Genomic DNA, 14,312 nt, shown 5'->3' on the forward strand with positions numbered 1-14,312 from the left:
TACCGGCGGCGTGACGAGGGCTGCCGGCCATGAGTGACGGAACCGAGACAGCACATCACAGTGAGATAACGAAGGCCTCGAGCGTGTTTGCCGCACCGACCGTGGGGAAAAGGGAAACCCCAGGTCGGCGCGGTGTCAGACACCAGGTCAATACCCGCTGGAGCGCATCGGCGCGGGGTCGTACAACCCTGAACGGCGAGCCGTCCCGAGGTCCAGTTCCGCAGCCGGCGCCGGGATGATCTCGGTGAACTTCTGCAGGCCGCCCCAGTCACGTCCCCAGTTGTTCCGGAGGTACGTCGGCAGCAGGGTGGGTCGCAGCATCGCCTCGGTGATGCCGAGCGGACCGCCCGCGGTGCCCGACATCCAGGTCTGGCTGTTCTTCCGGGTGGCCTCGGCGTCGGGCATGATCCGCCATTGCGGTACCTCGAGGACGCCGTTGCGCACCTTCATCGGCTGCTGGCACGGGAAGACCATTCCGGGCAGCCAATCGATGAAGACCGGGTCGGTCTGGCCCACGACGTCGTTGAGGGTGGCCAGGGTGCTGACCCGCGGTGGCGTCACCGCGACCCATTCCGACGGTGCGGCCGCGGTGTCGGCGACCTCGACCCGGACGACATCGGCTCGGAGCGGTGCGTCGGCGAGCGGGAACCGCAGGTTGCGCCAGGTGGGGGTCTCGCCGATGTCGATCGGGAACATCCGGCCGAGCGCGCTCACCCGCCCGTCGGCCTCCACGCGGCCGAACTGCATAGTGACCTTCTGGCCGGCGTGCACGACCCCGATGCCGTCGACCGCCTCGACCGATCCGGCGACCGCCATCGTCAGCAGCGGGGTGTCGTCGGAACGTTCGGGCAGCTGGTACCAGTCCGAGGTCAGCGAGCCGGTACCCGACGGCGAGCCATAGCTGCCCAGGACGGGGGTCTCGGCGGGGTTCAGGCCGAACGGCAGACGCACTGTCGACCCGTTGACGCCTCGTGCGCCCTGGCCGCCTTCGGTGCCGCCCTGCGCGGACGAGCTGTCGCCGGATTCGTCTGAGCCGGCGCCGGTCTGGGCGCTGTTCTGCGCGCCGGAGGTGGTCGACGACTCGGTGTCCTCGGTGGCGTCGACGGACAGGCGATCGGGTACGCCGTTCGGGGAGAAGCCCGTCGTGTCCGGTCCGGCCAGCGCCGCGGCGATGCCGGGGGCGGGCCGACCGTCGACCGCCGCGGGCTGCAGCAGTCCGGCGGTCGGATCGGCTTCGACGAGGACGTCGTTGGCCAGCCCGCACGAGTTCCCGGTGAGAGCGCGTGCGTTGGACTTCATCCACGACCACGAATCACGTTGCTCGTAGGCGCCTTTCGCGAACGAAGCGACCATGAACAGCACCATCAGCCCGGAGATGACCGGCAGCGGCGAGAACTTGAGCTTCGAATACCACTTGTCGGCCCCGCGCGTACGGGTCTGTTCGTCGACGAAGTCGTCGCGGAAGTGGAACCACAGGCCGGCAAGTGCGGTGGCGACCGCGGCGGCGAGGATGAACCATGCGATGTTGATGCCGCCCACCGTCGGTGGGCGATCCCACCACGGGACGCCGTAGCTGCCGACGAACCACCAGCCGTTGGTGCCGGCGAAGGAGATTCCGGTGATCGCGAGCACCGCGGCGGCGAAGAAGCTGCGATTGCGTCGCGACCGCAGCACGGCCGGCGCCATCATGGCGCCCGCCGCGGCGGCGAGGCCCGCGGCGATGCCCGCGTACACACCGAAGTGGTGGGTCCACTTGGTCGGCGTGAAGGCGATGAAGAACATCGTGCCGAGGGTGACGGCGACCAGTCGCCAGATCGGTGCGCGCGCAATGCCGTTGGGATGCTCCCGCCGAAGTAGGCGGAGCAACACGACGAACAGGCACAGGATCATCGCCAGCACGCCGAAGCGTCGTGCGAGCGTGCCGTCGGCGGTCGGCAGGATCAGGTAGTAGTACCGGATCGGTTCCTGCCACCACTCCAGCGTCGGGCCGACGTCGGAGGCGACCTTGTTACCCGCGATGAGCGGCGCGAGCGGCTGATCGGCGAAGATCTGGAACAGTACCGCGGTGCCGGCCGCCAGGATGGGCGCGAGCATCGGCAGCAGGCCGTCCCGGGACCGGCGCGACACCAGGGTCTTCACGATCGGTCGGATCCCGGCGAGCAGTGCGGCGACCGCCATCAGACCGCCGGGCGCGAGCGCGAGGGTGAAGGCGGCGGTGACCACCGCGACGGCGTAGGGGAGCAGTCGGCGAGTGGCGATCGCGCGTTCCACGCAGCACCAGGTGAGCAGAGCGCCGACGGCCTCGGCCGGTTCCGGACGCAGACCGTTGTTGAACGGCAACCAGATCGCGAGGAAGACGAACGCGGCCGACCACACCGCCGGCGTGCTGTGCCGCACCGCGCGGCCCAGGCGCGGGATGACCTCTCGGCTGATGAGCCACCAGCCCAGCAACCCGAGGAGGAAGGCCGGTAGTCGCATGAACGGTGCCGCGACGCTCACGTCCGTCATGGCCGAGATGACCTGGAAGTGCCAGCCGAACGGGTCCTGCGGCACACCGAAGTAGCGGAAGTAGTTGTCGGCGTACCCGGCGTCTCCGGTGATCCGGCCGACGATGAAGTTGTAGCCGTCGTCGGAGGTGTTGGCGCCCGCGAACCACCAGAAGGCGAGAATCGCGAACACCGCGACATCGGGCGGCCGGATCGTGAACCAGCCCGACGGCAGGAAACGCTTGTGGCTGCGGCCGTCCCGGCGGTCCAGGATGCCGAGCGCGATCAGCGAGACGATCGTCATGAGGATGCCGAGCACGATCGCGGTGAGCTTCAGCAGGGTCGGGGTGCTGACGTAGCGGGTGTCGATGGTGGCGCGCAGCGACAACCCGTCACGAGAGACATCGGCGGGCAGATCGCTGTAGACGCCGACGATCTGGGGACGCATCTCGTGGTCGGCCAGCGCGAAGCCGTGCGCGGCGCCGGAGTCCGCGGCCGGTTCGGGCAGGCCCTCGAATCGTCCGCTCACCCCCTCGCCGTCGGCCCGGAAGACGATGCGACAGTTCGGATTCGATTGCGCGGCCGCTCGATCGGTGTTCAGCAGGGCGACGTTGCGGTCGGTGAGGGTCAGAGCGTCGGACGTCGCCCGGACGAAGAGCCCGCGGGCCCCGGCGTCCTGGCCGCCTTCGGGGATCGTCGACAGCAGTACTCCGCCCTGGCCGGGCAGGCGGGTGGCGAGTGAACACGGAACCGACGTCTCCATGTCGATCGGCACGAAGGAGACCAGCGGGGCGGCGACATCGGAGACGTCGCCGCCCTGCGGCCACTGCAGTTCGGCGGTCGACTGGTTCACCGGCAACAGCGGGGAGAGGATCGCCAGCAGGAATCCGAGCAGACCGGTGACGGTCGCGACGATCTTCGGGTTGACCGTGGTCGCCAGACGGGACGTACGAGGCGTACGGGACTCACTCATCGGATTGGGGCTCCACCCTGATCGAGCCGGCTCGTGACCAGCCCCATTGCGTCGTCTGTGCCGTGTCGATCCGCGCGTCCGGTGCGTCGGACACGAGCGGGGTCAGCTTCTCCAGTGCGCCCCAGTCGCGCACCCAGTCGTCCTGCAGGTACGTCGAGACCGCCGACGCGGACGTGGTGGCCTCCGAGATCCCCAGCAACCCGCCGTCCACGCCGGCCTGCCACGTCTTGGACTGGGAGTTCGTCAGCGGATAGTCACCCAGGATGCGCCACTGCGGGACCTGGGCGACGCCGTGGGACACACCCATCGGCCGCTGGCACGGGAAGTGCGACGCCACCCCGAAGTCGATGAGGGTGGGTACCGTCGAGCCGACGACTGCCTGCAGCGTCTGCAACCGCGGTGCGCGCGGCGGGGTGATCCCGATGAACTGCTTCTCGCCGAGGTTGTTGTCCTGCAGCGACAACCGCATCACGGTCGCGCGCGGCGGGGCGGCCGACATCGGTACGCGCATGTTGCGCCAGGGCATGTTCAGGATCACGGGACCGGGGTCGATGGGCAGGATGTCCGGGCCGACCTGTTCGAAGTTCCCGTCCGCACCCGGGCGGCCGAACTGCACCACCATCTTCTGCCCGAAGTTGCGTACGCCGAAGGTGTCGATGGTCGAGACGGCGCCCGCGGTGCTGAACACCAGCAGCGGCGACGCGGCACGGTCGGCGGGCAGGTCGTACCAGCCGGTCGTGAGCCGGGCCTCGCCCGGATACCCGTAGCTGCCCAGGACCGGCGTGGTGGCGGGGTCGAGCCCGTACGGCAACTTGGCGGTGGAACCGTTCACGGTTTCCGGTCCGCGCCCGCCGGTGGTCCCGGCGCCCAGCCCGCCGGTGATCGCGAACGGGCGGGCCATACTCGCCGACACGTTCATCTGTCCGGGGCGCTGGCTACCCGGCTCGGGCTGGAGGTCGTCGGGAATCCCGTTCGGGGAGAACCCGACCGGGTTCTCACCGCGCAGTGCCTGCGTCGTGGTGGCGCCGTCGGCCGGGATCAGCATGCCGGCGTTGGGGTCGAGTTCGACGAGGACATCGTCGGCGAGGCCACAGCTGTTGCCGCGCAGCGCGTTCAGGTTCTCGGCGAGTGCGGTCGACGCCGGGTACCGGGTCACCGCGGCTTTGGCGAACAGCAGCAACTCCACGATCACCAGCAGACCGGCGATCACCGCCAGTGGTGAGGAGGCGAGAAAGAGTCGTCGGCGATCGGCTCGGGTCTCGCCGGGCCCGGTGTCGGCATGTGCGAGACCGCGATTGGTCACGTAGTCCAGCCGCAGGTGTTGCCAGACCGCGACCGCGGCCGCGAGCACGGCGAGGATGAGGAACAGCGTCGACGCCTGGTAGCCGGCGATGACGGGGGCGCGGTCGAACCAGGAGATGCCGTATTCGTAGAGGAACGGCCACGAGTTGTATCCGGCCATCGCGGCGGCCATCGCGAACAACAGTCCGGAGACGAAGACCGTCAGGTTTCGCGCCGAACGGGCCGCCGACTGGGCCACGGCGACGGTGGCCGCCGCCGCGATCGCCGCCGCCAGCCCGGCGAGCACGCCGAACTGGATGGTCCACTTGGTCGGCGTGAACGCGAACAGGAGGAGGGTGACCCCGACGGCGCCGATGAGACGCCACACGGGTCCCGGGTCGACTCCGCGAATCCTCGTGCGCCGCAACATGACCGCGACCGTGACGAACAGGCCGGCGAGTAGCAGGAGCAGCGGTACGCGACGGGTGAGGGCGCCGTCGTCGGTCACGACCGAGATGAAGTAGTACCGCAGGAACTCCTGGTGCCAGGAGATGACCGGCCCGACCGAGTAGCGCAGCTTGATCGCTTCGAGGACGGTGGCCAGGGTCTGATCGCGGAACACCACGATCAGGACCAGCATGCCTGCGGCCGCGATCGGCGCGAGGAGGGCGAGCGTTGCCGCCCAACGGGATCCGTCCATCCGGTTCCGTCGGTCGATGAGGATGTGCAGCAGTGAGCGGGCCGCCACCAGCAGGATGGCCACGCCGACGACGCCGTGCGGGGCGAGCGCCAGGGTGAAGCCCGCGACGAGGGCGGCCAGTGCCGCGGGCAGGAGCCGCCGGGTCGCGATGGCGTATTCCGCTGCCCACCAGGTCAGCAGCGAACCGAGGACGATGATCCCCTCGCTGCGCAAGCCGCTGCAGAACGGCAACCAGAACGCGGTGAACGTCAGGGCGCCCGCCCAGATGGCCGACGAACTGCGCCGTACCGCGGGGCCGAGGCGTGGCAGCAGCACCCGGCTCAGGACGAACCACGACACGAGTCCGGCGACGAGTTGCGGGATGTGCATCCACAGCACCGACGGCGAGACCGACGACCACGCCGCAAGGAAGCTGTAGTACCAGTCGAACGGTGCTTCGGGGATGCCGTAGAAGCGGTAGTAGTTGGCGAGGTAGCCGAAACCGTCGGCGGTACGGCCCATGTTGAGGATGTAACCGTCGTCGGGCGAACCGGCCCCGAGGACGCTCCAAATCAGCAGGATCGCGGTGACGACCAGGTCGCTGGCCCGGGCTTTCAGTAAATGCCACCACGAGCGGGTGCGCGCGCCGATCCGCCGGTGGTACCCGCCGATGCGGTCGAGCAGCCCGAGCGCGACGACGGCGACGAGTACCGACAGCGTGGCGAGCACCATCACGATGATCTTGAGGATCGACGGGGACGACTCGTACCGGTTGTCGATGGCCACCTGCACGCGCAGGCCGTTACCAGCGGCGTCGCGTGCCTGTTCCGGGCTGAGGTTGCTGAAGATGCCGTCGACCTGCGGGCGGCGGTCCGGCGGCAGGGTCGTCGACTCGCCGAGCCCGACGAACTGCGCACCCGGGCCGGTGGGGGCGGAGAAGATGCGCAGTTCCGAGCATCGGCTCAGGTCGGCGCGGGAGGCGGTCGCGGCGAGACTGTTCCGGAAGGTCACGGTGATCGCGGCGTCGGTGGCGGTGACCCACAGCGACGACGACTTCGAGCGTGGTGCATTGGTCGGCATCGTGGCGAGGACCACGCCGTCCGGTGCCGACGCCAGCGTCGCGCACGGAATGCGGGCGTCGAGGGTCTGCGGGGTCTGCGCGATGAGCGGCGCCATCACCGACGACGTGTCGGCGTTCAGATCCTGCCCGGCCGGCCACTCGAAACCGGCATCGACGGCCTTGACCGGCAGCAGCGGGGTGAGGGCACACAGCACGATGCCGGCGATCCCCGCCACGATCGCGATCCACCGGGCGGTGCCCGCGGAGATCCTGGTCCCTTGCCCCGACGATGCCGGCCCCGACGAGGACGGTTCGGCGGAATCCTCAGGCGAGGTCGGGGCTGTCACAGGCACGGTGCCTCATCGTAAGCGACGTCCCCCGGGGTACCTAGGGCCCACCCCGCGGCTCTAAAGGTTGAGGTGCGTGAGCGCCGGTACCCCTGCTCCCTGATCCGAAAGAACGACACAACCATTGCGTCGAGAGCTGAGGAGCGGCCGGAGCTTGCGGAGGGCGCGGCCAACCACTGCTCCCTGAGCCTGGATATTTCACTGATGTTGCTGGTGTTCGGCGTGTGATACGCGAAAGTGCCTGTCTGCCTTGTGATTATTGATTCACCACAAACAAATAGTCACAAGAAGAAAGGCACCTCGCAGGTGAAGAATAACGTGTATCCCGAGTTGATGGTGGACCCTACGCGCACTGAGTCGGTGCTGACGACCTCGGGCGGGGTGTTGCTGACGAAAACCGTGCAGGTCTCGGGCCTGGGAGCCGAGCTGACCGCGGCGATGGCGCCGTGGCGGACCGCGGCGACGGTCCATGATCCGGCCAAGATCGTGCTGGATCTGGCGCTCACCTTGGCGACCGGTGGTGACTGTGTGGCCGATGTGGCCACAGTCCGGGCTCAGCCACAGTTGTACGGGCAGGTGGCCTCTGATCCGACGATTTCGCGGGTGATCAGCAGGCTGGCTACCGATGTCGAGGCGGTCAGTACCGCGATCAGCGCGGCTCGCGCCGCGGCGCGGGAGCGGGTGTGGGGCATTGCCCGCCCGTTGGAGGGCACTGCGGGCAGCATCGATGGCGGGCTGGTGATCGTTGATCTCGATGCCACGACCGTGACCGCCGGCTCGGCCAAAGAACAGGCCCAGAAAACGTATAAGCGGGTGTTCGGGCATTCCCCGATGTGTTCGTTCGTCGACCACGGCGCCTTCGGCACCGGGGAAACACTGAACCTGGACCTGCGGCGTGGAGGTGCCTCACCCAAAGGTGCGGACATGCACATCGCGGCCCTCGAGGCGGCGTTGGCCCAGCTGCCCGCCGCTGAACGCGCCCAGGTGCTCATACGTACCGATTCGGCCGGGTGTGCCAAAAAGTTCCTGGCCCACCTGGCCGAGCAACGCCTGCAGTACTCGGTCGGGTTCACCATCTCCGAACTGGTCAAAGACGCATTGGACGTGCTGCCTGAGGCCGCCTGGGTGACCGCGATCAACACCGACGACGCCGATCCACGAGCTGATGCCCAGGTCGCCGAGATCACCGACCACATGCCGCGCTCGGTCCGTGACACCGAAACCGCCTACGAGCCCTGGCCACCCGGGATGCGGCTGATCGCGCGCCGCGAATATCCCCACAACGGAGCCCAACACCTCATCACCGACATCGAGGGCCGCCGCTACACCGTGTTCGCCACCAACACCCGCGGCCGCGGCTGGACACTGCCGATCCTGGAACTGCGTCACCGTCAACGTGCCCGCGCCGAAGACCGTATCCGCTGCCTCAAAGACACCGGCATGGCCAACCTACCGTTCGACTCATTCGCCAAAAACCAACTGTGGCTCGATATCGTCGCCCTGGCCTCCGACCTCATTGCCTGGACTCAAACCCTCGGCTACCACCGCCACGACCCCATCCGCCGCTGGGAACCCAAACGCTTGCGCCACCGCCTGTTCACCGTCGGCGGCAAGATCATCACCCACGCCCGCACCACCACCCTGCGACTACCCACCGACTGGCCCTACAACCACCACATACGCCACGGCTGGCAACGCCTCACCGCCTAACCAGCCCCTCGGTCACCGCGCCCCGTCACCGCCGCCCACCCCACCTCAGAACCCGAACAACCAGCGAACCCAACGCTGGCGATCCACCCTGCCCACACACCAGCACCAACCATCAAAAGGCGACACCGACAACCGATCGGCGAAACCCTACCCACCCGTGAAAGATTCAGGCTGAGGAGCGGCCGGAGCTTGCGGAGGGCGCGGCCAACCACTGCTCCCTGAGGAGCGGCCGGAGCTTGCGGAGGGCGCGTCACGAAGGGTCCCACACCGCAAAGACCGCACAGTTCTTGCCCGCAGGCGGAGACTACCAGCAACCACCGACAATCCAAGGTGGCAACTCCGCGCAGCAAAGATTCTGTTGGACAACGTATTTCGAGCTGCCGTTTACCCTTCTTTCGTGTACAGTCGAACGTACATTCGCAGCAACGGTTCTCGGGGGAGGTGACCGTCATGTCCGACACCACACGCGTCGGTGGCGATTCGACAGCGCCGCAACCGCGTGCCGTTGAGTTGGTGGCCGATCTCCACCGCACCCTCGACAAGTTGCAGACCGTGGATCTGTCACCGTGTACCGATGCCGAACTCGCTGAAGTGGCCGCGGAGACCGAACGCGCCATCGCACGTCTGACCGTCGCCGGAGACCGGCAGATCGATCAGGCCGTCGCTCGCGACCTGCCCCGCAAGGCCGGCTGCCGGACCCTCATGCAGTACATGACACATCGGCTACGAGTCTCGAACCCGATGCGCCGCCGTAAGCAGATGGACGCCACCGCCCACCGGACCAGCCTCGGCGGCGAGGTCCTCCCACCCGAATACCCCTGCCTCGCGGAAGCTTTCGCACAAGGCGCGGTCGGCACCGCGCACGTGCAGGCCGCATTGGATGTCCTCGACCGCATCCCGGTCGCCGTCGACCACGACATCAAGGTCGCCGCTGAGCGGCAGATGGCCGAGATCGCCACCGACCACACCCCCGCTGAGATCACCCAACTCGGTGCCCGCCTGCTCGCCCACCTCGACCCCGACGGCACCCTGACCGACGACACCGACCAGAAACGACGCCGCGGCCTGTGGATCGGTCGGCAACGCGCCGATGGCACCGCCAAGATCTCCGGCACCCTGACACCCGCACTCGCCGCCCGACTCACCATGATGTTCGCCGTGTGGGGCAAACCCGGACTCAATAACCCCGACGACCCCGCCTCGCCCAGCGGGCCGGCCGGTGCCGCCGACCCCGACGCCCTGGCCACCGCAGCCGACCGCGACGGCCGCACCCTCGCCCAGTCCAATCACGACGCGCTCGACGCTGCACTCGCCGCAGGTTTCGCCGACGGCGCACTCGGCACCTCGCACCGCGGCCTGCCCGTCCAACTGATCATCAAAGCCGACCTCGGCGACCTCGTCCGCGAAGCCGGACTCGCGACCACCGCCACCGGAACCCTGCTGCCCATCCGGGACTTGATCGCGATGGCCGGTGACGTCCAGCCGTGGTTGGCGATCTTCAAAGACGCCACCACTGTGCCGCTGCACTTCGGGCGCGGCAGACGTCTGGCCACCCGCGAACAGCGCCTCGTCTCTTTCGCCCGCCCCGACGGGGAAGTGTGCTCGGCACCCGGGTGTGATCAGCCCGCCACCCAGGTCGACATGCATCACGCCCACAGGGATTGGGCCAAGGGCGGTCTCACCGACATCGACGACCTCGCCCCGGCCTGCCCGCGACATAACCGGATGGTCGGTGACCAGCCCGGGCAGTACACCACCCGCATCGCCCGGTCCGGACCCGACGAAGGCCGCTGCCTGTGGCGGTTGAACGCCGAACCCGGTGCACCGCCCAACCCCGAGCGCCTCAACCGCCGACCCGACATACCCCGGCGGTTCGCAGAACACCTGAACACCGTGCGCAACGAGATCCACGGACCTGCCACCAGGTCCGGCGATGACTCGCGCCCAACCCTTCGTGACGCGCCCTACGCAAGCTCCGGGCGCTCCTCAGGGAGCAGCGGGCGCCCCGACGCCGTCGGCTACGGCGACCGCGGCCGGCGCCTCGAACTCGCTTATCGCGAACTGGTCCATCCGCGAACACCGCCGGAGCACCTCACCACCCCACCGCTGACCCCGGTCGAAGCAGCACTCGCACGCATACTCGCTGACCATCGGTGACGGCAGAGCAAGCTCGCCGGGCCGACAGATACCAAGGCGTGCGGACCGTCAGCGGCGTCGAATCGTCAGCGCGCCGTCGAACCGTCAGTGCCGCAACGGCGCGGGACTCCACAGTCCGCTGCGGGTGGCGGTGCCGGTCTCGATCTCGGCGAGCGTGTCGACGTCGCCGTATGGCTCGTAGCGTTCGAGGGCGCCCCAGTCGCGTCCGATGTCGGCCATCAGATAGGTCGGCACCGCCGTCGCCTGCTGGGAGACCTCGAGCCAGCCGAGCGGACCGCCGCCGAAGCGGTTCTGCCACGCCGACACCGCGGCTGCCAGGTCGGAGCCCGGCTTGATGCGCCACTTCGGGATCTCCGCGACCCCGACGTCGTGGGTGAACGGGCGCTGGCACGGGAACGCCAGGCCCGAAGTCCAGTCGATGTGGACCGGGTCGGTGCTGCCGACCACGTCCTGCAGGGTGTCCATCTGCGGGATCCGCGGCGGGGTGAGCACGATGAACCGGTCCTCGGCGAGGTTGTCGTCGGTCGCGACGATCCGCACGGCGGTGGTGTCGGACGGCAACTCGTCGGTGTTGTAGCGCAGGTTGCGCCACGACGGCCGTGGACCGGGATCGATCAGTTCGGTGTCGCCGGCGGCCTCGAGGTCGGCATCGCCGGTGTCGGGACCGATCGGGTCCGCGGTGTACTCGAGCATCACGTTCGGGTTGTCGTACTCACCGGCCACCGACATCGTGAGCAGCGGGCGGTCCCGCCAATCCGGCGGCAGCGCGTACCACCCGGAGGTGAGGCGGGCCGGGACCTGGTCGAGCTTGGAGTAGCTGCCCATGACCGGCGTCGAGGCGGGATCGAGGAAGAACGGGAGCGCCGCGGTGCTGCCGTTGATCCCGGGTTCGGCGATCTCGCCGCCGCCGGTACCGCCGGGGTTGGAGTTGACGATGTCGGGGGACTGCCAGACGTCGCCGGACAGGACACCCAGCGAACCCTCGCTGGCCGTCGACTCGAGTGCTGTCGGCACACCGTTGGGGAAGAATCCCGAGGTGGACGGCACGCTGCCCGGTGCGGGCGGTGGCCCGCCGAGAGGATTGGGCAGCGTCGGGTCGACCGGGCGGAGCATGTCGCGGTCGGGGTCGGACTCCACCCAGACCTTGTCGGCCATCCCGCACGGGTTGCCGGCGACGGCGGCGAAGTTGGACCGGGGTACCGAGTACGACGAGCTCTGGTGGATGCCGGCGAAGATCGCGGTGACGATCTGGAAGACGACCACCGCCATCGCCAGATAGGCCAGCGGGGCGGCCGCCATCGAGGCGACCAGTCGTCGGTACCACCGCTGATGCGCGGCGTCGGCGCCGGTGGATTCCTCGACGTGCGGATCGGTCCCGGTGAACGGCTCGCGGAAGTGGAACCACAGTGCGACCAGCAGCAGGGCGAGCGCGGCATAGAGCAGCACGCTGCCGAGCATGATGCCGCCGATCTTGACCTGCTCGACGCCCCACGGCATGCCCCACGCGGAGTAGTAGTAGTACGAGTTCGGCGCGGTGAAGGCGAGTCCGCCGATGAACAGGACGAGCGCGCAGAACAGGGTGCGGTTTCGCCTCGAGTGCATGGACTGCTGGCTGGCGGCGATGGCCGCGATCGCGGCGAGGGCGGCCGCGATACCGGCGAAGACGCCGAAGTGGTGGGTCCATTTGGTGGGGGTGAACATGAGGAACACCAGCGATGCGAAGGTGATCGCGACGATGCGGCGGGTCGGGCCGATGGCGGTGCCGGGGATGCGGTTCTTGCGGACCAGCACTGCCGCCGAGACGACCAAGCCCAGGATCATGGCCAGTACCGCGAACCGACGGGCGATGGAACCGTCGGCGGAGAAGGCGAAGAGCGCCGAGTAGCGACCGATCTCGTTGTACCAGCTCATCGACGGCCCGAGCGCCGACTTCATGCTCGACGCCTCGACGAACGACCGCAGGGTCAGGTTCGAGAACACGACGAAGACGACGAAGGTCCCGGCGGCGAGGATCGGCGCGATGAGCGCCACGAACGACCAACGCAGCGAGCGTTTGCGATCGCGGTCGGCGGTCTCGGGATCGCCGGATGCCGATCCTGCGGATTCGGTGTCAGCGGAGGAGAGTTCGGCGACGACGCGGGCTCGCTTGATGAGCGCCATGATCATCGGGCGTGCGCCGGCGATCAGTGCCGCCACCGCGAGCAGGCCCGTCGGGCCGGCGGCGATGCTGAACGCTCCGATCAGGCACGCGACGGCGGCCGGCAGCATTCGACCGGTGGCGATGGCCCGCTCGACCGAACACCAGGTCAGCAGGGCACCCAGGCAGATGATCGGTTCGGGCCGTAGGCCGTTGTTGAAGGGGAACCAGCACGCGAGGAACGCGAACGCCGCCGTCCAGGCGACCATCGGGCGGGTCAGCGCGGCACGTCCCAGGCGGGGGAGAACCTCGTGACTGACGATGAGCCACACCAGGATTCCGCACAACAGTGCGGGCAGACGCATCCACGGACTGGCCACCGAGATGTGGCTGAGCAGTCCGAAGACCTGGTAGTACCAACCGAACGGCGCCTCGGGCGCGCCGTACCAGCGGAAGTAGTTCGCGGTGTAGTCGCTGTCCTGGGCCACCCTCGACATGGTCAGGAGGTAACCGTCGTCGGAGGTGTTGGGCCCGATCATGTGCCACACGATCAGCGCGCCGATCACCACATAGTCGCGCGCATTGAGTCGCCACCACCGTGCCGGGAAGATCCGACGATGCCGTCGGCCGTCGGTCGAGTCCAGTGCTGCCAGGGCGGACAGAGCCAGTAGCGTCGACGCCACTCCGACGATCACGACCAGCCACTTCGAGATGGTCGGCGCGGTGTTGTAGCGCGAATCGATGGTGACGTGGGCGTCGAGTCCCGCGATGTCGGCCGCCGGCCCGGCGAGATCGGTGAAGAGGCCGGTCACCTGGGGGCGCTGGTCGGACGAATACTTGAAGGCCTCTTTGTCCTCGGTCGTGCCGGCGAGTGGCTCGTCCTCGCCGTCCTCGTTCCGGATACCGCTCGTCATGCCGACGAATTCGGCGGTCACCGCGTCGGAATCGGCATGCACGACGATCTCTCGGCACCCCTGGTCGCGCATGTCCTGCAGCGTCGCCGACACCAGCGAGACGTTGCGGATGACCACCTCGACGCCCTGCCGGTCCAGGGGCGCATCGGCAGCACCGGTCTTGCGGATGAACAGGCCGCGCTCACCGGACTTCGGTGCCTGCTTGGGAGTCGTCGAGAGCAGCACCGACCCGCCGGGCGGCAGGGCGTTCACGGCAGTGCAGGGAATCGAGACGTCGAGGTCGACGGGCGTGTAGCCGATCAGCGGGGCCGACACCGAACCGATCTGACCGTTCTGCGGCCAGTCGATCTCGGCCGTTCGCTGCGACACCGGCATGAGGGGAGTCGCGAGTGCGAGCAGGAATCCGAGTAGACCGGTGACGATGGCGACGATCCTCGCTCGTCGAACGGTCTGCGCTGGCACAAAGAGAGATGGTAGCCGTTGGGATGTCTCACCCCCGTCGGCGGCGGTGCGGGCACGACGGGCGGGTGCTCACGGTCGCGCCGCGGCGACGCAGGAACGCCGATCG

General features: G+C 68.5%; 5 protein-coding genes. 2 read left to right on the forward strand and 3 right to left on the reverse strand.

The features are described 5' to 3' along the window. Positions 1–147: 147 nt before the first annotated feature. Both MVF96_RS01630 and MVF96_RS01635 read right to left on the reverse strand, forming a co-directional pair. Positions 148–3,459: an arabinosyltransferase domain-containing protein gene (locus tag MVF96_RS01630; RefSeq protein WP_247450933.1), complete on the reverse strand. Its 3,312-nt coding sequence runs from the start codon at positions 3,457–3,459 to the stop codon at positions 148–150. Beyond that, positions 3,452–6,832 carry an arabinosyltransferase domain-containing protein gene (locus tag MVF96_RS01635; RefSeq protein ID WP_247450935.1) on the reverse strand — a complete coding sequence of 1,127 codons (3,381 nt, stop codon included), beginning with the start codon at positions 6,830–6,832 and terminating at the stop codon, positions 3,452–3,454. The genes MVF96_RS01630 and MVF96_RS01635 overlap by 8 nt, the downstream gene beginning before the upstream one ends. Before the next feature lie 327 nt (positions 6,833–7,159). On the opposite strand from MVF96_RS01635, the gene MVF96_RS01640 reads away from it, so the two are divergent. Both MVF96_RS01640 and MVF96_RS01645 read left to right on the forward strand, forming a co-directional pair. Continuing rightward, positions 7,160–8,536 carry an IS1380 family transposase gene (locus tag MVF96_RS01640; protein ID WP_275892326.1) on the forward strand — a complete coding sequence of 459 codons (1,377 nt, stop codon included), beginning with the start codon at positions 7,160–7,162 and terminating at the stop codon, positions 8,534–8,536. A gap of 450 nt (positions 8,537–8,986) precedes the next feature. Next, positions 8,987–10,693, forward strand: a complete 1,707-nt coding sequence (locus MVF96_RS01645) for an HNH endonuclease signature motif containing protein (RefSeq protein ID WP_247450936.1) — start codon at positions 8,987–8,989, stop codon at positions 10,691–10,693. Between the two features lie 84 nt (positions 10,694–10,777). Here MVF96_RS01645 and MVF96_RS01650 read toward each other — a convergent pair whose 3' ends face one another. Then, complete coding sequence (locus MVF96_RS01650) at positions 10,778–14,206, reverse strand: arabinosyltransferase domain-containing protein (RefSeq protein ID WP_247450938.1); 3,429 nt, start codon at positions 14,204–14,206, stop codon at positions 10,778–10,780. Positions 14,207–14,312: the final 106 nt, after the last annotated feature.

Source organism: Gordonia hongkongensis (assembly GCF_023078355.1).
In the GTDB taxonomy this organism is placed as follows: domain Bacteria; phylum Actinomycetota; class Actinomycetes; order Mycobacteriales; family Mycobacteriaceae; genus Gordonia; species Gordonia hongkongensis.

Excerpts from the sequence above, each read along its gene's own strand:
- MVF96_RS01645 (WP_247450936.1), top strand. The coding sequence starts at position 8,987 with ATGTCCGACACCACACGCGTCGGTGGCGATTCGACAGCGCCGCAACCG.
- MVF96_RS01640 (WP_275892326.1), top strand. The coding sequence starts at position 7,160 with ATGGTGGACCCTACGCGCACTGAGTCGGTGCTGACGACCTCGGGCGGG.
- MVF96_RS01630 (WP_247450933.1), bottom strand. The coding sequence starts at position 3,459 with ATGAGTGAGTCCCGTACGCCTCGTACGTCCCGTCTGGCGACCACGGTC.